General features: G+C 42.9%; 24 protein-coding genes. 20 read left to right on the top strand and 4 right to left on the bottom strand.

Annotated elements, in window-relative coordinates:
- Window positions 1–43: 43 nt before the first annotated feature.
- Complete coding sequence (locus tag DFP80_RS15825) at window positions 44–352, top strand: YqfO family protein (protein WP_113917783.1); 309 nt, start codon at window positions 44–46, stop codon at window positions 350–352.
- On the opposite strand, the gene DFP80_RS15820 is transcribed toward DFP80_RS15825, so the two are convergent.
- From DFP80_RS15820 to DFP80_RS15810, 3 genes are all read right to left on the bottom strand, one after another.
- On the bottom strand, window positions 333–878 hold the full coding sequence (locus tag DFP80_RS15820) for an NUDIX hydrolase (RefSeq protein WP_113917782.1): 546 nt from the start codon (window positions 876–878) through the stop codon (window positions 333–335). The genes DFP80_RS15825 and DFP80_RS15820 overlap by 20 nt on opposite strands.
- Window positions 879–887: 9 nt before the next feature.
- Window positions 888–2,144 carry an HlyC/CorC family transporter gene (locus tag DFP80_RS15815; protein WP_113917781.1) on the bottom strand — a complete coding sequence of 419 codons (1,257 nt, stop codon included), beginning with the start codon at window positions 2,142–2,144 and terminating at the stop codon, window positions 888–890.
- A gap of 83 nt (window positions 2,145–2,227) precedes the next feature.
- Window positions 2,228–2,995 (bottom strand): cytochrome C assembly family protein, encoded by a 768-nt coding sequence (locus DFP80_RS15810; protein ID WP_113917780.1) that lies wholly within the window; start codon window positions 2,993–2,995, stop codon window positions 2,228–2,230.
- Window positions 2,996–3,124: 129 nt separating this feature from the next.
- Between DFP80_RS15810 and ffh the strand changes: the two genes are divergently transcribed.
- The 19 genes from ffh to DFP80_RS15715 all read left to right on the top strand — a co-directional run bounded on the left by ffh (window position 3,125) and on the right by DFP80_RS15715 (window position 24,020).
- The gene (ffh, locus tag DFP80_RS15805) at window positions 3,125–4,510 is read left to right on the top strand and encodes a signal recognition particle protein (RefSeq protein ID WP_113917779.1); all 1,386 of its coding nucleotides are present in this window, start codon (window positions 3,125–3,127) and stop codon (window positions 4,508–4,510) included.
- A 178-nt stretch (window positions 4,511–4,688) separates the two neighbouring features.
- Window positions 4,689–4,937: a 30S ribosomal protein S16 gene (gene rpsP / locus DFP80_RS15800; protein WP_012071436.1), complete on the top strand. Its 249-nt coding sequence runs from the start codon at window positions 4,689–4,691 to the stop codon at window positions 4,935–4,937.
- A gap of 15 nt (window positions 4,938–4,952) precedes the next feature.
- A complete protein-coding gene (rimM, locus tag DFP80_RS15795) occupies window positions 4,953–5,498 on the top strand; it encodes a ribosome maturation factor RimM (RefSeq protein WP_113917778.1) in 546 nt (181 codons plus the stop codon).
- Between the two features lie 22 nt (window positions 5,499–5,520).
- Window positions 5,521–6,273 carry a tRNA (guanosine(37)-N1)-methyltransferase TrmD gene (gene trmD, locus DFP80_RS15790; protein WP_113917777.1) on the top strand — a complete coding sequence of 251 codons (753 nt, stop codon included), beginning with the start codon at window positions 5,521–5,523 and terminating at the stop codon, window positions 6,271–6,273.
- A 69-nt stretch (window positions 6,274–6,342) separates the two neighbouring features.
- A complete protein-coding gene (gene rplS, locus DFP80_RS15785) occupies window positions 6,343–6,705 on the top strand; it encodes a 50S ribosomal protein L19 (RefSeq protein WP_113917776.1) in 363 nt (120 codons plus the stop codon).
- 105 nt (window positions 6,706–6,810) lie between these two features.
- Window positions 6,811–7,527, top strand: coding sequence for a thioredoxin fold domain-containing protein (locus DFP80_RS15780; protein ID WP_113917775.1), 717 nt, complete (start codon window positions 6,811–6,813; stop codon window positions 7,525–7,527).
- 143 nt (window positions 7,528–7,670) lie between these two features.
- The gene (locus DFP80_RS15775; RefSeq protein ID WP_113917774.1) at window positions 7,671–8,972 is read left to right on the top strand and encodes a homoserine dehydrogenase; all 1,302 of its coding nucleotides are present in this window, start codon (window positions 7,671–7,673) and stop codon (window positions 8,970–8,972) included.
- A gap of 12 nt (window positions 8,973–8,984) precedes the next feature.
- Complete coding sequence (thrC, locus tag DFP80_RS15770) at window positions 8,985–10,370, top strand: threonine synthase (protein ID WP_113917773.1); 1,386 nt, start codon at window positions 8,985–8,987, stop codon at window positions 10,368–10,370.
- A gap of 85 nt (window positions 10,371–10,455) precedes the next feature.
- Window positions 10,456–11,178: a 16S rRNA (uracil(1498)-N(3))-methyltransferase gene (locus DFP80_RS15765; RefSeq protein WP_113917772.1), complete on the top strand. Its 723-nt coding sequence runs from the start codon at window positions 10,456–10,458 to the stop codon at window positions 11,176–11,178.
- A gap of 164 nt (window positions 11,179–11,342) precedes the next feature.
- Complete coding sequence (locus DFP80_RS15760) at window positions 11,343–12,449, top strand: GGDEF domain-containing protein (RefSeq protein ID WP_113917771.1); 1,107 nt, start codon at window positions 11,343–11,345, stop codon at window positions 12,447–12,449.
- A 377-nt stretch (window positions 12,450–12,826) separates the two neighbouring features.
- On the top strand, window positions 12,827–14,551 hold the full coding sequence (gene recJ, locus DFP80_RS15755; RefSeq protein WP_113917770.1) for a single-stranded-DNA-specific exonuclease RecJ: 1,725 nt from the start codon (window positions 12,827–12,829) through the stop codon (window positions 14,549–14,551).
- Window positions 14,552–14,687: 136 nt separating this feature from the next.
- Window positions 14,688–15,533, top strand: coding sequence for a bifunctional methylenetetrahydrofolate dehydrogenase/methenyltetrahydrofolate cyclohydrolase FolD (folD, locus tag DFP80_RS15750; RefSeq protein WP_113917769.1), 846 nt, complete (start codon window positions 14,688–14,690; stop codon window positions 15,531–15,533).
- A gap of 164 nt (window positions 15,534–15,697) precedes the next feature.
- Entirely contained in the window at window positions 15,698–16,288 is a 591-nt protein-coding gene (locus tag DFP80_RS15745) for a UPF0149 family protein (RefSeq protein ID WP_113917768.1), read from the top strand.
- 68 nt (window positions 16,289–16,356) lie between these two features.
- The gene (locus DFP80_RS15740; RefSeq protein WP_113917767.1) at window positions 16,357–17,664 is read left to right on the top strand and encodes an aminopeptidase P N-terminal domain-containing protein; all 1,308 of its coding nucleotides are present in this window, start codon (window positions 16,357–16,359) and stop codon (window positions 17,662–17,664) included.
- Between the two features lie 26 nt (window positions 17,665–17,690).
- Complete coding sequence (locus tag DFP80_RS15735; RefSeq protein ID WP_113917766.1) at window positions 17,691–18,896, top strand: UbiH/UbiF/VisC/COQ6 family ubiquinone biosynthesis hydroxylase; 1,206 nt, start codon at window positions 17,691–17,693, stop codon at window positions 18,894–18,896.
- Window positions 18,897–19,038: 142 nt separating this feature from the next.
- On the top strand, window positions 19,039–19,866 hold the full coding sequence (locus DFP80_RS15730; RefSeq protein WP_113917765.1) for an HDOD domain-containing protein: 828 nt from the start codon (window positions 19,039–19,041) through the stop codon (window positions 19,864–19,866).
- Between the two features lie 268 nt (window positions 19,867–20,134).
- Complete coding sequence (locus DFP80_RS15725) at window positions 20,135–21,208, top strand: Fe(3+) ABC transporter substrate-binding protein (protein WP_113917764.1); 1,074 nt, start codon at window positions 20,135–20,137, stop codon at window positions 21,206–21,208.
- Between the two features lie 55 nt (window positions 21,209–21,263).
- Entirely contained in the window at window positions 21,264–22,928 is a 1,665-nt protein-coding gene (locus DFP80_RS15720) for an ABC transporter permease (RefSeq protein WP_113917763.1), read from the top strand.
- 24 nt (window positions 22,929–22,952) lie between these two features.
- The gene (locus DFP80_RS15715) at window positions 22,953–24,020 is read left to right on the top strand and encodes an ABC transporter ATP-binding protein (protein ID WP_113917762.1); all 1,068 of its coding nucleotides are present in this window, start codon (window positions 22,953–22,955) and stop codon (window positions 24,018–24,020) included.
- Window positions 24,021–24,128: 108 nt separating this feature from the next.
- Here DFP80_RS15715 and DFP80_RS15710 read toward each other — a convergent pair whose 3' ends face one another.
- On the bottom strand, window positions 24,129–24,995 hold the full coding sequence (locus tag DFP80_RS15710) for an HDOD domain-containing protein (RefSeq protein WP_113917761.1): 867 nt from the start codon (window positions 24,993–24,995) through the stop codon (window positions 24,129–24,131).
- Between the last annotated feature and the right edge of the window lie 53 nt (window positions 24,996–25,048).

The following is a 25,048-nucleotide window of genomic DNA, read 5'->3' as shown; positions in this document are numbered from 1 at the left end:
GGGAAATTGATTATTCATCTCAATGAAATGGTTGGAAGGTGTTATGTATTCATTAGTTTTTTATGTTCCTGAGTCGCATTTAGAATCTGTAAAGCAGGCTGTGTTTTCGGCTGGTGCTGGTTCAATGGGAGACTATGACTCTTGTTGTTGGCAGATAAAAGGCCAAGGGCAGTTTAGACCAGTGGAAGGAGCGACGCCGTTTCTTGGTAAGGTTGATGAACTAGAAGTTGTTGATGAGTATCGAGTGGAAATGGTTCTGAGTAAGGAGGTAAAGGCAAGGGTTTTGGCTGCTTTGTTATTGGCTCACCCCTATGAAGAGGTGGCCTATCATTTTATTCCGGTACAGTATTGAAGTGAATGGTGTCTTCGTGAAAGCCATACTGACCTTTTTTGTGATCTTCGATGAATAGTTCAATCGTTTTAGTCACGCTGCTGAAAGCCAGTTCATCCCAAGGAATTTCATCGAGACCAAATAGTGCGACTTCAGAGCTTTCTTCTGTCGCATGGAAGTCATCTTTTTCTAATTCAGCGATATAGAACAGATGAACTTGGTTGATCCTGGGGATACTAATCATGCTGAATGCTTGTTTACAGATGGCAGTTGATCCGCTTTCCTCTAATGTCTCCCTTAACGCGCCTTCACTTGTGGTTTCTTGGTTTTCCATGAAACCTGCAGGCAGCGTCCAATAACCTAAACGGGGCTCAATATTTCTTTTGCATAATAGGATCTTGCCATTGTAAAGCGGGAGAGTGCCCGTTATTAATCTAGGATTGTCGTAATCGATAAAATCACAACTTGGACAGACTGCGCGCAGCCTATTGTCTCCAGCAGGAATTGTCATATTAACAGCATGACCACATTGCGGGCAGTATCTCATGGAATGTCCTTACCGTTTCAACTGAAGTTTGGCGTATTTGACAACCTTATCTTCAATTTCTTGAATTTCAATCATGTAATGACCAACCCATAGACTAATTGGGTGTTCAGGAATGAATTCCAATGTTTCGATGATAAGACCATTGAGTGTTTTGGGGCCATCTGTTGGTAAATGCCAGTCCAATGTTTTGTTGATTTCTCGAATATGCGTGGAGCCTTCAATTCTAAAGGAACCATCATCAAGCGTTTTAATTTCTTCTTCTTCGTCTTGAGTTGGTGGGGTGAATTCGCCAACGATCTCTTCAAGTACGTCTTCTAAAGCAGCAATACCTTGAACGTCACCATATTCGTCGACCACTATCCCCATTTGCTGATGATCTTTTTGAAAATTCAGCAGTACGGTGTTTAGTGAGGTGCTTTCAGGGATGAAATAAGGTTCAACGGTTGCTTTTAAAAGCGCGGCTTTCGATGGTGTTGGGTCACGAAGAAATACAGCGGCATGGCGTGCGTGCAGTATGCCGATGACTTTATTGATCTCACCATTATAAACCGGCATGCGGGTGTGCCTGCTTTGGCAAATCTGCTCAATGATCTCTTCAATTGAATCTTCTATATCGATACCCACCACTTCATTGCGAGGGATCATGATGTCTTCGACTGAGACTTTTTCCAAATCCAGAATCGAAATAAGCATTTCTTGGTGGGCTGCAGGGATCAAACCACTCGCTTCATTTACCACGGTTCTTAGTTCTTCTGAGTCGAGTGTGTCATGGTTTTTCTGTGAAGCATTCACACCGATTAAGCGTAACAGACCATTAGACAAGCCATTTACTAGCCAAACTAGTGGATAAAGAGCTTTTAATAAAATCGCAAGAATCCAAGAGGCTGGGAAAGCAATTTTCTCAGGGTGGATTGCCGCCAATGTTTTTGGGGTAACTTCTGCGAAAATCAACACAATCATGGTGAGTGCAGCGGTTGCAATAGCGACACCTGCGTCGCCCCAAAGGCGCACAGCAATGATGGTTGCTATGGCAGAAGCAAGGATATTAACAAAGTTGTTGCCAATTAAGATAACGCCAATCAGTCGATCCGGACGTTCTAAAAGAGAGTGTACTTTGGTTGCTGACCGATTCTTGTTTTTAACAAGATGTTTTAGTCGATATTTGTTGATCGACAACATCCCTGTCTCGGAACTCGAAAAGAAAGCAGAAAGTAAAATTAGACAAAAAAGTATTCCACCAAGAACACCTAAGGGTACTTCGTTCAAAAAGGGATCGCCTCAATTATGTAGATAAATGGATTATTGGTTCTTAAGATCAGACTGTCAAACATACTTTACGCCATTACTCACTAATGAGTTAATATTTGTAGTGCTATTTGGCTGCCAAAGTAACCTAGCATTAGCAAGAAAAAGCCGCTCAACGTTAGCTTGACCGCCAGCTGACCGCGCCAGCCTGCTATATGTCTGCCAAGTAGTAAACCTGCAAACACAAACCAAGAAGCAATTGTAAAAAATGTTTTGTGGACTAGATGTTGAGCAAACATATCTTCAATAAAATAAAAGCCTGTTGCTATTGTAATGGTCAACAAGACGAAGGCTGCCCAGATAAACTCAAACATCAAGCGTTCTAATACTTGTAATGGTGGCACTCTAAGTAGTTGTTTTAGCTTGTGGTGCTTAAGTTGGTATTCTTGCATGGAAAGTAAAATGCCAACGCCACAGGCGGTGGTAAATAAACTGTAAGCAACGGAAGCGATTAAAATGTGGGCGCTTGTGCCCCAAGAGTTGCTATGCAATTGAGTCAAATTCCATGGCTCGATGGCATTTAGCGCGATGATTACCGCTCCGAGAGGGAATGCCGTGCCAAGTAGTAGGGACAAATCTTTGTTGCGATTACTGAACCAGAGCAAGCTATTGCCAATTAAAGCAATTAATAGCCCTATGGTTAAAAAATTAAAACCATCTCGGTTAAGTAATACTTGAGTGAGAGAAAAAGTGTGTAGGGCAATCGTAAACGCCCCAATGTACTGGATTGAGCGATTTTCTGGACGCAGGTAATACGCTGTGCCAGCAATCAAACAAGCGATACAAGCAAGCCAAAGCGATAATTGAGTCATGAAACTAAGGGTTCCGCAGAGTAAAGGTATAGGGTGAAAATCATTTATCCGTTATAATAGAGACAATTTCACCTTGGATAAACTGAAACCGTAGGTTTTTTCCATTTAGAGCCAAAATTTGAGGGCAATATGTTCGACAATTTATCGAATCGCTTAACTTCCTCGCTTGATCGTATTCGAGGTCGAGCTAAATTAACTGAAGACAACATACAAGAAGTGTTGCGTGAAGTGCGCATGGCTCTTCTTGAAGCAGACGTTGCTTTGCCTGTTGTAAAAGACTTTATTTCCGCCGTTAAAGAGCGTGCGATAGGAACTGAAGTTTCTAAAAGCTTGAGCCCAGGTCAGGTCTTTCTAAAAATTGTTAAGCAGGAACTTGAAAGCGTAATGGGGCAAGCGAACGATGGTCTTAACCTTCGCGTCGCTCGCCCTGCAGTAATTTTATTGGCTGGTTTACAAGGTGCAGGTAAAACCACATCTGCCGCTAAACTGGCGAAATACTTAAAAGAGCGCGAGAAAAAATCTGTATCGGTTGTTAGTGCTGATGTTTATCGCCCTGCCGCGATTAAGCAGCTTGAAACCCTAGCGGGTGAAGTGGGTGTGGATTTTATCCCTAGTGACTTGTCGCAAAAACCAATAGATATTGTTAATAATGCTATTGATTATGCCAAGAAAGGTCATAAAGATGTTTTGATCGTCGATACCGCAGGCCGCTTGTCCATTGACGAAGATATGATGGCAGAGATCAAAGCGTTGCATGCGGCGGTTAACCCAATCGAAACCTTGTTCGTGGTAGATGCCATGACGGGGCAAGATGCAGCGAATACGGCCAAAGCGTTTGGTGATGTGTTGCCGCTAACTGGTGTGATTCTTACCAAGACGGATGGTGATGCTCGTGGTGGTGCGGCCTTATCTGTTCGCCATATTACCGGTAAGCCGATTAAGTTCTTAGGCGTGGGTGAGAAAATCGATGCACTGGAACCTTTCCATCCGGATCGTTTGGCGTCTCGTATTCTTGGTATGGGGGATATGCTTTCCTTAATAGAGGAAGCCGAACAAAAGATCGACAAAGAGAAAGCGGAAAAGCTTGCCGGTAAGCTGAAAAAAGGTAAAGGCTTTGATTTAGAAGATTTCAAGGAGCAGCTGCAGCAAATGAAGAGCATGGGCGGTATGAGTTCCATGTTAGATAAACTTCCCGGTGTGGGAGGGCAGCTTGGTAATATTCAAGATAAAGTGAATGACAAGATGTTTGTTCAGATGGAGGCTCTGATTAATTCCATGACGCCAGCTGAACGTCATAACCCTGATGTGATAAATGGGTCTCGTAAAAAGCGTATCTCAACAGGTGCGGGTTTACAAATTCAAGATTTGAATCGTCTTCTAAAGCAACATAAGCAAATGCAAAAAATGATGAAGAAGATGACCGCCAAAGGCGGAATGAAGAAAATGATGCGTGGTTTGGGTGGAATGATGCCTGGTGGTGGTATGCCAGGCGGTGGGAATTTCCCTAAGTTTTAAGGATATCTTCTTGTTTTTACTAATGGCAGTTAAAAAACTGCCATTTTTAATGTCTGGGTGAGCAATTCGCCCTTTTGTTTTTCTAGTTAATCGACTAGAATATGCCGCCTTCTTGTTGTATGAGTCAAAAATTCGACTCGGCAAGGGGTGTTTCGTTAAGCAATAAGGAACCAATCATATGGTAACTATTCGTCTTTCTCGTGGTGGCTCTAAAAAGCGCCCATTCTATCATTTGAACGTGGCTGATAGCCGTCGTGCACGTGATGGTCGTTATATCGAGCGTTTGGGTTTCTTTAACCCTGTTGCTCGTGGTCAAGAAGAACGTCTACGCATCGATCTAGATCGCGTAAATCATTGGGTTAGCCAAGGCGCTCAACTTTCTGACCGTGCTGCGCAGCTTGTAAAAGATGCTAGCAAAAACGCTTAATACTGAGGTAATGCTATGTCTGAGTTAAAACAAGCGGCCGCTCCTGAGCAAGCCCTTGTGGTTGGACGCATTACATCGGTATATGGTGTTAAAGGGTGGGTGAAGTTATATTCGCACACCGATCCAATGCAAGGGATCTTTGATTACAAGCATTGGTGGTTGAAAACTCCTAGTGGGTGGAAAATCGTTGAATTAAGCCAAGGCCGTCTGCAAGGACGAGGTTTGGTCGCATCGGTAAAAGGTTATACCGACAGAGATCAAGTAAAAGATATCTGCGGTATGGATGTTTATATTGATGCAGCAGAACTACCAGATTTGGAAGAAGGTGATTATTACTGGAGCCAACTGGAAGGACTGAGGGTTATTACCAAAGAGGGTGTCCTCTTAGGGAAGGTTTCTCAACTTATGGAAACTGGTGCGAATGATGTAATTGTTGTCCGTGCGTGTGAAGGTAGCTTTGATCGTGAAGAGCGATTGATTCCTTATGCTCCAGGAACTTATGTTTTAAACATCGATTTAGAACAGCAGGAAATGGTCGTTGACTGGGATCCAGAATTTTAAACAGATAAGCTGAGGTCACAACGTGAAGGTTAGCGTTATATCGCTCTTTCCGGAGATGTTTCAGGCCATTACCCAGTATGGAGTAACAGGCAGAGCCATTAAGTCTGGGTTAGTTGAGGTGGATTATGTTAATCCCCGAGACTTTACACATGACAAGCATAAGACTGTAGATGATCGACCTTATGGTGGTGGTCCAGGGATGCTGATGAAAGTTCAGCCTCTCAAAGATGCTATTGCGAGTGCCAAGTTATCGGTGCCCAATGCAAAAGTTATTTATCTATCCCCTCAAGGGCGTACGCTAACGCAAGAAGGCGTGCAACAGCTTGCTAAACAAGCAGAATTTATTCTGGTAGCAGGTCGTTATGAAGGCGTTGATGAGCGTTTGATTCAATCTGAGATTGATGAAGAATGGTCAATTGGCGACTTTGTCCTAAGCGGTGGTGAGTTGCCGGCAATGGTGCTCATGGATGCTGTATTTCGTATGGTTCCAGGGGTATTGGGAAAGCAGGCGTCTGCGGATGAAGATTCATTCTCTGATGGTTTGTTGGACTGCCCGCATTATACTCGCCCAGAAGTGCTAAATGGTGAACTTGTGCCATCAGTGCTGCTTAGTGGCAACCACGAGGAGATTAGACGCTGGCGTTTAAAGCAAAAGCTCGGAAGAACTTTTCAGCGCCGGCCAGACCTTCTGCAGAACCTTGAGTTGGACAAGGAACAGCAGTTGCTGTTAGAAGAGTTTATTCGCGAAACTGAAGATTCAACCTCGGCAGAGTAGGAATTGCGAGCTTATCAGAAAGAAGAACCTTCGTGCTGATAAGAAACCATATCATTAGGAGTCACATCCATGAGTAATAAAACTAAACTGATTCAGCAGATTGAAGCTGAACAAATGACAAAAGAAGTCCCAGCCTTCGGTCCTGGTGACACTATTGTTGTTCAAGTTAAAGTTAAAGAAGGTTCACGCGAGCGTCTACAGGCCTATGAAGGTATTGTAATCTCTAAGCGTAACCGTGGTCTTAACTCAGCATTTACCGTTCGTAAAATTTCTAGCGGTATCGGTGTTGAGCGTGCTTTCCAAACGTACAGCCCTTTGGTTGAAAGCATCTCTGTTAAACGCCGCGGTGACGTGCGTCAAGCTAAGATCTACTACCTACGCGAGCGTTCTGGTAAATCTGCACGTATCAAAGAAAAATTGGCTAAACGTTAATTTTTTCTTATTAAAAAAAGGCGACGCGAGTCGCCTTTTTTTATGGAACTAACCCCCTATCGTATGGCCTAATAGAGACTGTTTATCATGTCTTTGAGGTTCTCCATGAAGAGTTTTTTTCGTTCATTGTTTCGCTTTACTGCAATAAGTATGTTTTTTCCTCTTTCCTGTGCCGTGTTTGCTGATCAATCCGCTGTTTTATCTGCTGTTCAAACAGCTCTGCCTCAATACGAAGTTGAGAGTGCTGAGTTGCATAAAGGGGCAGGTTTGTATGTTGTTGTCTTAAAAAATGGTCCCACATTGCATGTGACGCAAGATGGTAAGTATTTTGTGCCTGGTGACCTTTACCGGATTGACAATACAGTGCTGGAAAATGAAACAGAAAAAGCAAAACTGACTAAAATTGAAACACTTCCTGAGTCGGAAATGATCGTCTATAAAGCGAAGGACGAGAAAGCGCACATTACTGTATTCACTGATGTGGATTGTGGTTACTGTCGTATGCTTCATAAAGAAGTGCCAAAACTTAATGCGGCAGGTGTTACTGTTCGCTACTTGGCTTATCCAAGAGCAGGCATCGGTTCAGAAGCCTACACAAAAATGGTAAGTATTTGGTGTTCGGCAGAACCTAAAGAATGGTTGACTAAGGCTAAATTAGGTTCTGAAATTCCTGAAAATAAGTGTGTTAACCCGGTTGCGGATCAATATAAGCTAGGTAATGAAGTAGGTGTGCGTGGTACACCAAGCATAGTGCTAGGAAATGGTGAGTTTTTACCAGGTTATTTGCCAGCGGCTGAGTTGGTTAAACACCTTGGGTTATAGTCTTATCGCGAAATATTCCTCTAAACATGAGTCTTCTTCAGCCTTTTCTACGTTGGGTTTGAATAATACTGGCGTTATAATGAGTCAACTGTCACTTAATTAAGTGTCTTATAAAAATTAAATTATCTCTGTGGGGTATTGTTTTGAAACCGGTAAAAGTCGGAATTTGTGGACTGGGGACAGTGGGGTCCGGTAGTTTTAACATTCTTCGTAATAATGCGGAAGAGATTACACGACGTGTGGGTCGCAGTATTGTTATTGAGCAAATAGGTGCCCGTCGTGATAACGACGCTTGTGATACCACCAATATTAATGTTAGCCGTGATATTTTTGATGTGGTTAACAATCCAGAGATCGATATTGTTCTTGAGTTGATTGGTGGGACTTCTGTTGCGAAAGAGCTTGTTCTTGCCGCCATAGAAAATGGTAAGCATGTTGTTACGGCAAACAAAGCGCTTATTGCTGAGCATGGCAACGAAATTTTTGCCAAAGCTCAAGAGAAAGGCGTCATTGTTGCTTTTGAAGCAGCGGTTGCTGGTGGCATTCCAATTATTAAACAGCTTCGTGAAGGCTTGTCTGCCAATCGAATCGAATGGCTAGCAGGCATTATCAACGGAACTGGTAACTTTATTCTGACAGAAATGAGTCAAAAGGGTCGTGAATTTGAAGACGTCTTAGCGGAAGCACAAGCACTTGGCTACGCCGAAGCAGATCCAACCTTTGATATTGAAGGTATTGATGCTGCACATAAACTGACAATTCTTGCGTCTATTGCGTTTGGTATTCCTCTGCAATTTGAAAAGACGTATACCGAAGGTATTAGTCGTATTACTTCAGAAGATGTGTCTTTTGCTGATGATCTTGGTTATGCCATTAAGCATTTAGGCATTGCTCGTCGCTCTAAAGCAGGTATTGAATTACGAGTTCATCCTACTTTAATTTCTCATAAGCAGCTTTTGGCCAATGTAAATGGTGTGATGAACGCGATTATGGTTCAAGGTGATGTTGTCGGGCCGACTTTGACTTATGGTGCTGGTGCTGGTGCATTGCCAACAGGCTCTTCTGTTGTCGCTGATGTCATTGATGTGGCGCGTACTTTAACTGCAGACCCAACTAATCGTGTCCCTCATTTAGCGTTTCAAGCGGACTCTTTGTCTGACACTAGCGTTCTACCGGTGGAAGAGATTGAGTGTGGCTTCTTCCTTAATATGACTATTAAAGATCGTGCTGGGGTTCTTGCGAATATCACGCAAATCTTATCGACTAATGATATTAGCATTGAGTCTCTTATTCAGCGTGAACGCGAAGGCAGTGAACTGGTACCACTGGTTGTTATGACTCATGATGTAAAAGAACGCAATATGAATGCTGCAATAGCGGCGATTGAAGCCTTGCCGGATGTTGCTGGAACAGTGCAGCGAATCCGTGTTGAAAACTTGGCGTAAGAGAGAGCAAATATGAAATACATTTCTACTCGTGGTAAGGCGCCTGCGCTTTCTTTTGGTGATGTGTTGTTGGCTGGGTTGGCAAATGATGGTGGCTTGTATGTACCAGAGACCTTGCCGCATTACAGTAAAGAAGAGATCGCGTCTTGGGCGAATCTTAGTTATCAAGACTTAGCCTTCAAAGTAATGTGGCCTTTTGTGGAAGGTGACATTCCTGCTGATGCCTTTAAGGTGATGATTAATGATGCATATGCGAGCTTTAATCATACTTCTATCGCGCCTATGGTTCAGGTTGGTAATAACGAATGGATACTGGAGTTATTCCGTGGTCCAACCTTGGCGTTTAAAGATTTTGCCTTGCAGTTGCTTGGTCGTTTGATGGATTATGTTCTCTCTGAGCGTAAAGAAAAACTGGTTATTCTTGGTGCTACTTCAGGGGATACTGGGTCAGCTGCGATTGAAGGTTGCCGCCATTCAGAACATCTGAATATTTTTATCTTGCATCCATATCAGCGAGTCTCCGAAGTTCAGCGTCGCCAAATGACGACGGTTATTGATGACAATGTCTTTAACATTGCGGTGAAAGGCAATTTTGATGATTGCCAAGGTATGGTGAAGTCCAGCTTTGCTGATCAGTCTTTCTTGAAAGGTGCTAAATTAGGCGCGGTTAACTCAATTAACTGGGCCCGTATCATGGCTCAGATCGTTTATTATTTCTCGTCAGCTTTATCTGTTGGCGCGCCACATCGTAAGGTATCTTTCTCTGTGCCGACTGGTAACTTTGGCGATATTTTTGCCGGTTATTTAGCGAAGAAAATGGGCTTACCGATCGATCAGCTGGTGGTTGCAACCAATCAAAACGATATCTTGCATCGTGTTATCGCAGAAAACGACATGAGTCGTCAGTCTTTGAACGTGACTTTATCGCCAAGTATGGACATCATGGTTTCTAGTAACTTTGAGCGTTTGTTGTTTGATGCTCATGGTCGTGATGGCGCAGCAATTGATGATTTGATGGCGCGCTTTAATAAAGGTGATGTGTCGTTAAATGACCAAGCTTGGTCTTTTGTAAAAGATAACTTTGATAGCTATAAAGTCGATGATGAAAAAACCTGCGAAGTCATTGCTGATGTATTTGCTAAGACGCAATACCTTCTTGATCCGCATACTGCGATTGGTCTCGAGGCGGCTCGCCATTGCTGGAAAGACCCGTCAGTCCCAATGATTACCTTGGCAACGGCTCATCCTGTGAAGTTTCCTGAAGCCGTTGAGAAGGCGGGTTGTGAAACTCCTGTGTTGCCAGAGCATATGAAAGATCTTTTCGAGCGTGACGAATCTTATAGTGTGCTAGATAATAGCCTGAGTGATATTCAGACTTTTGTTGCAGATAAGATCTAGCTTTAAAATAGCTGAGCAAGACTAATAATAACGGCCAATCCCTGATTGGCCGTTTCTTTTTTCCTCATACTTTTGCGCCTCTTATATGAATATCATCTTACTTGATCCTAAAAACACCTTTGATAACGGTCTTTACGGGCTGACCTTGCGTCAGCAAACCCATATTTCAAAAGTCATTAAAGCGAAGCGAGGTGATGTTCTACGAGTGGGGGTGTTGAATGGTAAAATTGGAGAGGGTATTTATGAACCGCCCAACGACGACAATCAATTTGGCTATATCCATTCGCTAAATTTATCTTCACAACCTCCAGAACCTTTGCCTATGGTGTTGGTTATGGCTTTGCCAAGACCAAATATGCTGAAGCGAACCTTGCTGAATATAACCGCGATGGGGGTGAAGGATTTATACCTTATTCATTCAGCCAAAGTGGAAAAAAGTTACTGGCAAAGCCCTGTTTTACAAACTGAATCTATTCAGCAGTGTTTGTTAGAAGGTCTAGAGCAAGCAAAAGATACGATAATGCCTAACTGGACGCTTATTCCTCGTTTTCGTCCTTTTGTAGAAGATCAATTGCCGGCTATTCTGAAAGGCAAAGTTGGGTTACTTGCTCATCCTTATTTAGCTAAGCGATGTCCTATCGATATCCAGCAACCTTGTGTTCTTGCGCTCGGGCCCGAAGGTGGATGGAATGAATTTGAAGTGAGTAAATGGCATGAGGCTGGAATGGAGTCTGTTCATTTAGGTGATCGTATTTTAAAGGTTGAAACGGTGGTGCCTGTTTTATTGTCGCGTTTATACCCAGCTTAGTTCGTTATATATCTGAGTTTAGGTATGAATTGTTGTATTTTGTAACCATAGGAGATTATAAGAAGAGCTCTTTTAGGCTTTGGTGTAGGATTGTTCGTATTGGGGGAGTTTTTTCATATTTTCCCCACCATTGCGATTTAAAAGCGCTGGGCCGGAGAATATATATGACAAAACACTCCTATAAAGCAAAAGTCGAACACTCTAAATATAATAACGCTAGATTTTCTTGGCTGATTTCTTTTTATGTTGGTAGAGCAGAGGATGTTTTTTCTGAAGATATTCGGCGAGTTTTTGTTATTAATCTTTTTGCATCCGTTGGTGTACTTTTTACGCTGCCATTGGGTATTGGGTCTCTCATAGAAGGGAAATTTGTCCTCGGTTCGCTACTTCTATTTGTTGCATTATTGTATGCAATAAATCATATCTATTTACGTCGTACTCATAATCATAATTTATCCGGCAAATTTGTCATTTATCCCCTATATGTTTTGATGATTTACCTTATGTATACTGGTGGAGCTAAGGGTACAGGGCATGTTTGGGTATTTTGTGTGCCTGCCGTGTCGTTATTTTTGCACGGTATGAAGAGAGGTATGATTGAGCTTGGTATTTTTACTCTTGCTTTAATTGTTACGATGTTTTTCATGAATAGCCATTTTACTGAGTTTGGTTATGACCCTATGTTAAAGTCGAGAATCATATTTTCTTTTATCTTGGTGGTGTTTCTTTCTTGGATTTATGAATATTCGATGTCGAGATTTAATCAAGAATTAAAGGAGACTTCAGCGAAACTTAAATTAGTTGCTTATACCGATTCATTGACTGAGTTGCTGAACCGAAGGGGAATGCTTCAACGGCTTGAAGCAAGCACTTATAGAAGTTTTCATCTAATATTGGCGGATGTTGATTTCTTTAAAAGTATTAATGATGAATATGGTCATGATGCCGGAGATTATGCGCTTATTGAACTTAGTAAGATCATTCAAACCTCTCTTTCTGAAGGCCATTTGGCTTCTCGGTGGGGTGGGGAAGAGTTTTTAATAGCAGTTTGTGATTGCAGTGAGTCGCAGGCTATTGCTTTGGCTGAGTCTATTCGACAACGCGTGGCAGAATATGAGTTTGTTTATTTAGATCAGAAGTTTCGTATGACTATGAGCTTTGGTGTGGCGACGATGAATGAAATGATTTCACTTAGAGAGGCAATTACCTTGGCCGATAATCATTTATATAGCGCAAAGCGAGCAGGTCGAAATCAAACTCGTAGCAGCTGAATAGGAAAGTTCGATTGAAGCTTGTTTAATCAGTAGAAGGCCTTGCTTAAGGTGTTTAAGCGGGGGCTTTGTTTTTTTGTATGACGATAAACGAAATAAATGCCGCACCAATAAAACGACCTACCATTGCGCGCCCCGAATAATAAGTGACATCGGCTTTTGCTAGTTCTGCTGTGTTTCAAGGCCAAAGGAGTTAATCAATAAACTACTAATGGCTGCTTCGGCACTGAGGTTTGATTTGTCATTATTTTATGGCGGTTTAGAAGTGTGCGCGAAGTTGCCTTTGCTAATGATTCCATTTTGCGCCAGTTGCGGTGAGGGTGGTGTTATTTTCGTGTTATTCTTTGTCTTCTGCTTATCCTGACTTTGAGGTTTACATGCGTATCGAGCGCCGAGCTGTACCGGCTGAAGCAAATGACTTTCCATCAACAATGTCTGCAACTTTGCAGCGAGTCTTTTTATCTCGTGATGTGATGTCTGTTGCCCAGTTGGATTACCGTTTGCCGTATTTATTAAGACCTGATTCTTTATTTGATTTAACTACGGCGGCCAAAATTTTGGCAGATGCAATTGTGGATGGCCAAAAGATTCTGATCGTTGGTGATTTTGATGCGGATGGCGCGACTAGTACTAGCCTTGGGGTTCTAGCTTTAGAAGCAATGGGAGCGATTGCTCCAGAATATTTGGTGCCGAATCGTTTTGAATTTGGTTATGGATTGACGCCTGAAATTGTAGCGGTCGCACAAGAGCGATCACCAGATGTCTTGGTGACAGTGGATAACGGTATAGCCAGTATTGATGGTGTGCTCGCTGCAAAGTCCTATGGTATGAAGGTGGTGGTTACTGATCACCATTTACCTGGCGATACATTGCCAAACGCCGATGCTATTGTGAACCCGAATCATCCAGATTGCGGTTTTCCAAGTAAGAATTTAGCCGGTGTTGGGGTGATTTTTTATGTTATGTCTGCTTTACGAGCCGAGCTGAATCGCCGTAACTGGTTTACCGAGCAGCACATCCCCGAACCGAAAATGGCAGACTTTTTAGATTTGGTCGCACTCGGAACGGTAGCCGATGTGGTGCCTTTGGATGTCAATAATCGCATTCTCGTTCAGCAGGGGATTAAGCGTATTCAAGCGGGTTTGGCGCGTCCGGGCATTCTTGCTTTATTAGAAGTCGGGCGTCGTGATTATACTCAGTTGAAAGCATCAGATTTGGGTTTTGTCGTTGGGCCAAGGTTAAACGCAGCAGGTCGTCTAGATAATATGTCGATCGGTATTGAATGTTTGTTGGCGGTTCATCCTCATCAAGCGCGTGACTACGCACAGCAGTTGGATCAATTTAATCGAGAACGCAAAGCCATTGAATCTGATATGAAAGAACAGGCCGAATTGGTGCTGGTGTCTTTGTTGGATGAAGATCACGACATGCCAAACGGTATGTGTTTTTACGATGCGGATTGGCATCAAGGCGTTATTGGGATTTTAGCGTCACGAATGAAGGATAAATGCCATCGTCCAGTGATTGCTTTTGCTCGAGTGGGTGAAGATGAGCTAAAAGGCTCGGCTCGCTCTATCCCTGGAGTGCATATTCGTGATGCTTTGGATTTATTGGCAAAGCGTTACCCGCAGTTGCTTAGTAAATTTGGCGGTCACGCTATGGCGGCGGGGATGTCGATTAAAGAGTCTCACTATGAAGCATTCCAATTGGCGTTCGATGCCATCATTACCGAATGGGTAACACCGGAGCAATTAGAAGCGACATTGCTTACTGATGGGGCGTTGGCGCCAGAAGACTTTAGTTTGAGCTTTGCTGAGCAAGTTCGCTTATCTGGGCCGTGGGGGCAGATGTTTCCCGAACCTTGTTTTGATGGCGTGTTTGATATTTTGCAGCAGCGTATTGTCGGTGAGAAGCATCTTAAACTAATGGTGCGTGAACCGAACAGTGGGCTTTTATTGGATGCGATTAGTTTTTTTGTCGATCTGGATCAATGGCCGAATGATAAAGCGACGCAAGCACGCTTGGTTTATAAATTGGATGTGAATGAGTTTCGCGGACAGCGCAATCTACAGTTGTTGGTGGACTATCTCGAACCTGCTTAATTGTGGCCCTTATAACAAAAAAGTGGAGATTCGATCTTTTGCCGAACAAATTGGTTTTGGCACTGCGTATCAAGGTAAAAGTTGAGGTATAATGTGCCTCCCTCATATATCACTCTAATTTTACTGGAGCTCATTCATGACTGCACTGGTTCTTGACGGCAAACTTTGCGCCAAAGAAACTGAAAACCGCCTACAGGCTCAAGTTACCGAGTTGAAAGCGCGTACCGGTTGCACCCCAATTTTAGCGACAATTCTAGTGGGTGCTGATCCAGCATCAGCCACTTATGTGAAGATGAAAGGCAACGCGTGTCGTCGCGTTGGTATGGATTCTATGGCAATTGAATTGCCTGAAACGACGACCACTGAGCAGCTACTAGAAAAGATTGACGAGCTAAACAATAACCCAGATGTACACGGTATTTTGTTACAACATCCAGTGCCAGAGCAAATCGATGAGCGTTTGTGCTTTGACGCTATTGCGGCTCATAAAGACGTAGATGGTGTAACCTGTCTTGGGTTTGGTCGTATGGCAATGCAAGAGCCTGCTTACGGTGCGGCAACGCCTGCTGGCATAATGCGCCTGCTTGAAGCATACGATGTGAATCTAGAAGGCAAACACGTTGTTGTGGTTGGTCGTAGCCCTATTCTTGGCAAACCAATGGCGATGATGATGCTGAATGCTAATGCGACCGTGACGATTTGTCATTCGCGCACACAAAATTTGTCTGAATTTGTTAAGCAAGCTGATGTGATTGTTGGTGCTGTGGGTAAACCAGAATTTATCAAAGCAGAGTGGATTAAAGACGGCGCGGTTGTGGTTGATGCTGGTTATCATCCTGGTGGCGTTGGCGATATTGAGCTTGCTCCTTTGACTGATCGCGTTGCTGCTTATACGCCAGTTCCTGGTGGTGTTGGTCCAATGACAATCAATACTTTGATTTTACAAACAGTGGAGTCTGGCCTGAAGCAACTAGGCCAATAGACTTGAAAGGTTTGTATCACTGCCCCATATTGTTGATATGAGATCTCAAAATGAGACAGAAAGCCGCGCCACTAGGTGCGGCTTCTTTTTTCTAAGTTAAACCGTAATTTTCTAAGTTAAACCATAAATTTTAATGAATTGAACAGCTATAAGGTTGGCACACTATGTCCACAGAAATGTTAAAAGACGCATTGGACTTCGATTTAATCGCCGATGTTTTTGTCACCGAGTCCATTACCGCGTCACCGTCAGAATTACATGGTCAACTTTGTGGTTATCTCGCCTCTGGTGTGACGTTACCGTTAGAAGACTGGCTTACTATGGTAGTGGAGTTTTGCGATATCGAAGGCTGGAAGGAAGAGGCTAGCCGAGCGGTGATTATTGAACTCTATACGGCTACCCTGACTTTACTTCAAAATGGTGAGTTTGCCCTTGAACCAAGTATTTCGGATGAAGATGCTGAATTATGCGAAAGAGGTGTAACGTTGGCGCAATGGGCACATGGCTTTTTAGCAGGGTATGGCTTGTCAGGACAAAAGAATGATTTATCCGATGAAACTAAACAAATTCTGCGTGATTTTGCCAATATCTCAGGCATGCAAGCGGAAATGCGTGCACTTGAAGACAACAATGACAACGAGGCTGATTTAACCGAATTGGTTGAGTACGTCAGACTGTCTGCGATGATGTTGTACACCGAACATCATGATATTAATCCCGATGTAGATCATACTAAACAAAACTCCTTACACTAGATTTTTTATTAAATCAAAATGTTATCGCTAGTGTTTAATGGAATAACAATTAATAAGTGAGACCTTCTATGAAAATTGATACTCAAACTTATCAGGCTCGTCGTGAGCGCTTGATGCAATCGTTGCCTGACAATAGTGTGGTTGTTTTGCGAACGGGTGAGCTAGCAACTCGTAATAATGATTGTGAGTATGAGTTTCGTCCACATAGTAGTTTTTTCTATTTAACCGGATTTCCAGAGCCAAGTGCTTACGCCATTATTCATGGTAAAGGCGAAATTACTTTACTTACTTTGTCAAAAGATCCTGAGCGTGAGCAATGGGATGGTTTTCGGTTTGGTAGCCAAGGAGCGATAAAAACTTTTGGTGCGGATGATGCCGCTCCGTTAGAAGAATTAGATAAAGTCGCGTTTGATGCTTTGAATGGCGCTGAGCAAGTTGTGTATTTGTTTAATGACGATGTTCTTCGCGAAAAAATAGCTGGTTGGCGTGATGCTATTGCCGCACGAGTCCGAATAGGCGCGGCGGCACCGACACGTTTTATCGACCTATTGCCATTGGTGTCTGAAATGCGCTTGCGCAAAGACGCGGAAGAAATTGCCATTATGGAAACAGCTGCGCAAATTAGTGTTGAGGCTCATAAACAGGCTATGAGATCTGTTCGTCCGGGTATGAATGAATATCAGCTAGAAGCAGAATTGAATTATGTGTTTATGAAATCCGGTGCGCGCCAACCTGCGTATAACAATATTGTCGCTTCAGGTAGTAACGCTTGCGTTTTACATTACATCAAAAACGATGAAGTGATCGAGGACGGTGATTTAATATTGATTGATGCTGGTGCGGAGTTAGGTTGCTACGCGGCGGATATTACTCGTACTTTTCCAGCGAATGGTAAATTCAGTGAGTCGCAGGCAGCTTTATACCAACTGGTGCTAGATGCTTATCATGCTGGCATGAAAGAGCTGAGAGTTGGTACACCTTACGAAGCTTGTCATAATGCGGCGGTGCGGACTTTGACAGAAGGTCTAGTTACGCACGGATTATTAACCGGGGATGTAGATCAGCTGATCGAGAGCAAGGCATATAGAGATTTTTACATGCACAATACTGGACATTGGTTAGGTTTGGATGTCCATGATTGTGGCGTTTATAAAATCGCTGGTGAATCTCGCTTGTTAGAAGAAGGTATGGTGTTGACCATAGAGCCTGGGTTATATGTGTCAGTTGATAATGAATCAGTGGATGCAAAATGGCGGGGCATAGGTATTCGTATTGAAGACGATGTACTCATTCGCGCCGATGGCCCATATGTTTTGACTCATGGTTTGCCTAAAGAAATGACAGAGATTGAAGCGTTAATGGCTGAAAGCCGATAATCCCTATGAGAGACGGAGTAAAGAAAATGGCTAAATCGTACGATGTGATTATTGTGGGTGCTGGTATGGTTGGCGCTTTGTCTGCGATATTATTGGCTAAATCTTCTTTACGAATCGCTCTTATTGATAGACATGACGGCGAATATCAATTGTCTTCGCCTCCTGCTTATGATGCTCGTGTCAGTGCTATTTCCAGTCAATCAAAAGCTTTACTTGAAAAAGCCAATGTTTGGCAAGGTATTGGTCAAGACCGTATTGCTTCTTATGACAATATGGTGGTTTGGGATGGCCTTGGTGAGGGATATATTGACTTTAATGCTCAAGCGACAGCGATGCCTGAACTTGGTCATTTAGTTGAAAATGCCGTATTAAATCAGCAGTTAATAGCGCAGGTTAGACGCTCCGAAAATATCGATCTTTATTTAGGTGATACCTTAGAGTCTCATGAATTAAGCGAGTCAGGTGTCAGAGTCGAGCTGACTTCAGGGCAAGTTCTAGATGCTCAGGTGATTGTTGCTGCAGATGGTGCTTTGTCTAAACTGCGCACTGAAAATGCGTTCGATACCATAGAGTGGGACTATGGGCACCATGCAATTGTCACCACAGTCGAAATTGCTCAACCACATGAAAATACAGCTTGGCAAAGTTTTGGGGAGGAGGGGATTTTAGCCTTTCTTCCGCTACCTTCTGTTGATCAAAAGCATTTTGTCTCTATTGTTTGGTCTGTGCCACCAAAAGAAGCGAACTCTCTAATGGCTCTTGATGACAGTGCTTTTTGTCGTCGTTTACATTACGCAATTAGTAAGCGCTTTGACATTTTGGGGTTGACCCAAGTTCGTCAAGCGATTCCATTGAGACAGCGTCATGCTAAGCAATATGTAAAAGCTGGACTTGTATTGATTGGGGATGCCGCGCATACGATTCATCCCCTAGCCGGACAAGGTGCAAATCTGGGTTTTGGTGACGTTAAGGCGCTGGTGGAAGTGCTAGAAAAAGCGCATCGACGAGGTGAGGGCCTTGGGGTAAGCAATGTTTTACGCCGTTATCAGCGCGCTCGTATGTTGGATAACATTGCTATGGCTGCAGGTATGGAGTCGTTTAAACGTCTATTTTCGACTCAACAACCCCTTGTGGTTCAGCTAAGAAATATTGGTATGAAGCAATTTAACAAGGGAGAATCTTTGAAGAAAAAATTAGTCGCTCGTGCGGCTGGTCTGTCTTCTTTTTCTTAATTTGTCCCCTTTGCCATTTTTTATTGTCGGTAGATGAAGAGTATATTTTCAAAACGCTACGTATTTTCGGTTGCAAAACGTATTGGCTGTTTTATTCTGCATGTATAAATATGTCCCTAATTAGAGTAAAAGGCAGAATAGTATGCAAGCAACTGATCTTCTGAAGAAAACGGATAAACTTCCTAATGTCCCAGATGTTGTACGCGAACTAATTCAGCTTCTTAGTGACCCTAATGTTAAGTATTCCGATCTTACGGAACGTGTTTCCCATGATCAGACCATTTCTTTAAAAGTGTTGCGAGTGGTGAATTCGGCTTATTTTGGTTTATCTAGGAAAATATCTTCGATAGATGAGGCGACTGTTTTACTTGGCATTGATAAGCTCAAAACCTTAGTTATTGCTTCCGGTTTTTCTAACTCAGTAAAAAAAGTTGAAGGCATAAAACTACCTGAGTTTTGGGCAGACTCCTTTCGAGTTGCTGAATTAGCGCAATGGTTTGCCAAGCGAACGCCGTTGGTTCAAGAAGATGAGGCCTTTACCGTTGGTATTGTTCACAATATTGGTCGATTGTTATTGCATTTAACCGAACCTGAGATAGCGAAAGAAATTCAATCCTTGGTTGCAAACCGTAAAGCTGGACGTGTTAAAGCCGAACAAGACTTAATGGGGTTTACCACTCAAGATGCAGGGAAAGCGTTAATGGATTTATGGAAGTTTCCCGCCGGTATTGGGGATGCAGTACAGCACCATAAACGACCATTTTCTGATGGTGAGCCCAATCCGCTAGCTTGTGTTTTGAATCTAGCCTGCTACATAAATGCTTGTATTCGTAATGAAAGAGAATACGACTTAGTTCGAGAGGGTTTCCCTTCAGCGGTAGCAAAAGCGGCGGGTTTGCCCGAGGGGATCATTTATGAATTAGATGATGCTTTGGCTGTTGGTGATGGACTTAACCAATTGCTTCACTAAGAACGAATCTCATCACCTGAAGTCTTTCTTTTTTTTATTCATATAGTCAATGGTTTGGCGTATTTGATAAAGACATTGGCCAAACTGTGTCTTGGTTTTCTTTGCTTAACGTCAGGTTTATAACGCCATAAATAAATGATAATCGCTAGTGTTTAATATCGTGTTGTGCTAATTTCTTGTCTCATTTTTTTATGGTCTTTTCTCTCGTTATGTGGGGTGTGTTTTGCCTTAGGGAAAAGTGAATTTCTGGAATAGGTGGAAGGTTAATATGTCCGTAAAATTGTGCCAATCGGTTGAAAAGCAAAGACGAAAGTCTGTGTTGGGCTATGTTGGGTTTGCTGCGCTAGCTTCCTCATTGCTTCTTTCTACTGGTTTACAAGCTAAAGGCGAAGTGAACATTTATTCTGCCCGTAAAGAATCTCTTATTAAGCCTGCCTTGGATAAGTTCTCAGAACAAAACGATGTCGTTGTTAACCTTATTACTGGTTCAGCTGATGCCTTGTTGAGCCGTTTAAAGGCCGAAGGCGATGCCAGCCCAGCAGATATTTTTATTACGGTTGATGCGGGACGTTTACATCGTGCCAAAGCGGCTGGCGTATTGAAGACAATTCACAGTGATGTATTAAGTGCCAATATTCCTAGTCATCTACGTGATAGTGATGGTTATTGGTTTGGTTTGTCTCAGCGGGCTCGCGTGATTTTTTATAACCCTCAAGAAATCTCTGCGAATGATTTGTCGACCTACGAAGATCTTGCCGACTCGAAGTGGAAAGGGCGTATTTGTGTGCGTTCGTCCGCTAATATATATAATCAATCTTTAGTTGCTTCCATGTTAGAAGCAGATGGCCGAGAGAAGACTCAAGCTTGGGTTAAGGGGTTAGTTTCTAATTTAGCGCGCCCACCTTTTGGTGGTGACGTGGATTTATTAAAAGCTGTCTCAGCGGGAGTTTGTGATCTCACACTGGCAAATACTTATTACTATGGTCGTCTTGGGCAAAGTGATAGCGCAGACGAAAGGGCTGTTTATAACAAGGTGAAATTGTTCTGGCCCAATCAGGCAGACGGTGAACGAGGTGCTCATGTCAACGTCAGTGGTGCGGGCATTACTGCAGCGGCCACCAATATTGACAATGCGACCTTGCTGCTTGAGTTTCTTACTAATAAAGAATCTCAAGCATGGTACGCCCATGTGAACAACGAATACCCAGTGGTAAAAGGTATCGGAGCGCCAGAAATGCTTGCTCCATTTGGTACTTTCCGAGCGGATACTATTTCATTAAGCCAACTTGGTGAAAATAATCGTGAAGCCGTTGAAATTATGGATGTTGCCGGCTGGAAGTGATTTTTTTGACATCGGCTCCGTATAATGAGCTTTCTGACATGGTTTTTGATGATTAATGGCAAATTTAGCTCGCTCGAGTTTAGCAAGTAAGTCTAAGTGGGATTGGTTAAAGGTGGCGGCAATGTTTATTGCTGCCATTTTGGCATTACCCATTTTAGTTGTTCTGGTTAATGTTCTGATTGGTAACGGTGAAGTGTGGAAACACCTTTATCAGACGGTATTAGCAGAATACATTTCGAACTCATTGTTGTTAATGCTTGGCGTTGGCGTTGGCGTGCTTATTATTGGTGTGCCTTGTGCTTGGTTGACAAGCATGTGCGATTTTCCTGGCCGTACCTTCCTTTCTTGGGCTTTACTGTTACCTATGGCGGTGCCCGCTTATATTATTGCTTATACCTACACTGGTGTGTTGGATTTTGCTGGCCCAGTGCAAAGCTTTATTCGTGAGCTAACTGGTTGGCGATATGGTGAATACTGGTTCTTTGAAATACGCTCACTTGGTGGTGCCATCGCTATGTTGACTTTGGTACTTTATCCTTATGTGTATTTGATGAGTCGAGCTGCTTTTTTAGAGCAATCTGAGAACACTTTAGAAGTCAGCCGGACACTTGGCTATTCCGGCCGAGCTGTATTCTTCAAACTGGCTCTTCCTCTTGCTCGTCCCGCGATTGTCACAGGCCTGACGCTGGCGCTTATGGAAACATTAGCAGACTATGGCACGGTGCAATATTTCAGCGTAAACACCTTCACCACGGGGATTTTACGAACTTTTTATGGCTTTGGTGATGTGGCGGCTGCTTCTCAGTTAGCAGGCGTTTTGCTGATGTTTGTAGCTGTATTGATTCTGCTTGAACGATATTCACGACATCGTATTCGTTATCATGCATCTGGTTTAAAAAAGGCCAGTAATCGACGTATGATTTTAAGCCGTGGACGTGGATTATTTGCTTGTATTTTTTGTTTATTACCTATTATTGTTGGCTTTCTTATTCCTGTCAGCGTGTTAGCGTATTGGGCGGTATTTAAAGCCGAAATGCCGGGAGCAAACTTTATTCAATTGGCGTGGAATTCTTTTTATCTTGCTGCGATGGCCTCTTTAATTGTAGTGAGTTTAGCTTTGGTTCTGAGTTATGCGATTCGTTTGAATAATGGTAAAGCGGTCAGAGCATCGGTTGGGATTGCCGGTTTAGGTTATGCCTTACCAGGGACAATTATTGCCATTGGTACTATTGTTCCGTTGGCTTGGCTAGATCATCGAATTATTGACTTGGTTAAGCATTACAGCGATGAAAGAGTAGGCCTTATTTTTTCAGGCACATTAGTCGCACTGTTGTTTGCCTACACGGTTCGTTTTATGGCGGTGTCTTTAGGTGCGGTACAAAATGGTCTTGGAAAGATTAAGCCTAGTATGGACATGGCAGGGCGCTCGCTTGGTATGTCGCCTTTTAAAGTATTAACGCGTATTCATATTCCGCTATTAAAAGGTTCGGTCTTAACGGCCATATTAATTGTCTTTGTCGATGTGCTAAAAGAATTGCCAGCTACTTTGGTATTACGTCCCTTTAATTTTAATACGTTGGCAGTAAGAGCTTTTGAGCTAGCGTCAGATGAACGTCTTGTTGACGCCGCTCCTGCTTCGTTAATGATAGTGCTGGTAGGGTTGGTGCCAGTAATTTTGTTGAGTCGTTCCATTTCATCCCGCACTGACAGCGCTAAATAAAGTTTATTAAAAATAGGATTGCATATGTCATCGTTACCTCCACATAAACTATTGAAAGAAATGACGCTGGCCGATGTTTCGGTTGGTTACGATGGTAATGTGGTTGTCAAAAATGCTTCCTTCAAGCTGTTAGAAGGCCAGATAGGTTGTTTGCTTGGGCCTAGCGGTTGCGGTAAATCAACGCTATTGCGTGCAATCGCTGGCTTTGAATCTTTGATGACGGGCGAGATAAATATTGATGGTGAAGTGATTTCAAGTCCTTCACGCAGTGTTAATCCTGAGCATCGTTTTATCGGTATGGTGTTTCAAGATATTGCCTTGTTTCCGCATCTTACCATTGCACAGAATATTGCTTTTGGCTTATCTGCTTGGCCTAAAGAGGCGGCGCAGGAACGTGTTATTTATTTATTAAGCCTAGTTGGATTGTCTGGGTTTGAATCTCGCTATCCGCACTCTCTCTCTGGTGGGCAACAGCAACGCGTTGCTCTGGCACGCGCGATTGCTCCTAAGCCTAAATTATTATTGATGGATGAGCCTTTTTCTGGACTGGATGCCAAGTTGAGAGAAGAGCTAGTGCCCGATATACGTGCCATATTGCAGCATGAAAAGATGAGCGCGCTATTAGTTACTCATGATCAGATGGAAGCATTCGCCATGGCGGATCAAGTGTCGGTGATGAGCGAAGGAGTGATTCATCAAACTGGTTCTCCATATCAAATTTATCATCGTCCGGAAACACGTTTTGTAGCCAGTTTTATTGGTCATGGTGATTTTTTGAGTGCAAAGGTTTGTGGGCCAGATTGTGTGCATTCTGCCTTAGGTAATATTCGTGGTGATTTAGATCATGGCTTCGCTGATAACACTGAAGTGGATTTGTTGGTTCGACCTGATGATATTTTGCATGATGATACTAGTGAGTTTGTTGGTGTGATTGTGAGTAAATGGTTTCGTGGGTCGCACTTTTTATACCGCGTGAAACTGTCTTCTGGCAAAGTAATCTATTGTTTTGCTTCTTCTCATCATAATCATTCTGTTGGTCAGGAAATCGGCCTGAGCGTTCATTTAGATCATCTTGTGATGTTTCCGCGTTAGAGGGATATTAGGAAAGGCTTATAAATAAAAATGCCCAAGTGGTTTTCTTATAAATTACTTGGACATTTTTTATGGCTACTTGCTGATAAAATAACACTAATAAAAGTGTTAAACCGTTCCTATCCCTTGCTCGTGGCATACTTCAATCATGCCTTCGAAATCGTATTCAGTCAGTTCTAAATGATCCAGAACGTAATGGCCTGTTTTTTTCCATTCATAGTCTTCATTTGCCCCACCTATGTGCCTGAAAGTGGATGCTATGTGCTCGGCCATTTTTAAAATGGAAGCGAAGGTTAGGTTGATAGAGTCGCCTGGTACTCTGTGGCGAAATAGGTAGTCGACGCGGTGGTGTTTAGCGATGACCGCACAGCAGCTTTTAGGTAATCCCCATGACTTTGCCAAATAATAACCGACAACGGAATGGTTGGTTTTAAAGGCTTGGTTCTCAACGTCGGTTAGGTTGAATTTTGGATCTTGATAGCCTTGTTTTAACACCTCTTGGTAACCATCAAAACGCTTTAGCATCAAAGGCATTCCAGCGTTATGAAAAAGCCCTAATGCATAGCATTCATCTTGATATTTAAAACCAAGTTGGTTTGCTAAGCTTGAGCAAATTGCTGCTATATCGTTGGCTGTGTCCCAAAAACTGTGCAGTGATTGTATTGCTTCGTCAGACAATTCGCTTTTTACTGCAAGTCCATTAACAATATTCGTGACACTATTTGGACCAAGTAAGATCACGGCTTGCTGAATGGAGGCAATTTTTTTAGGTAAATTAAAAGACGCAGAGTTGACCAATTTTAACACGGCCGCCGAAAGGCTCACATCTTGTGAAATAATTTCCGATATACGATCCATGTCAGGATCCGGCATGGCTTGTTCCATGTGTAGATCCACCATTACCTGCGGTTGTGTTGGAATGCTAATGCCTTGCAAGATGAGTTTAAGCTGATTTTCATTTAATGTAGATGACATGGACACACTTCTTTAAGGCAAGTAACTATACTGCCACGTAATTCGTAGCAATT

It is taken from the genome of Marinomonas rhizomae, assembly GCF_003315485.1.
GTDB lineage: Bacteria > Pseudomonadota > Gammaproteobacteria > Pseudomonadales > Marinomonadaceae > Marinomonas > Marinomonas rhizomae.
This window is presented reverse-complemented; position numbering and strand designations above follow the sequence as displayed.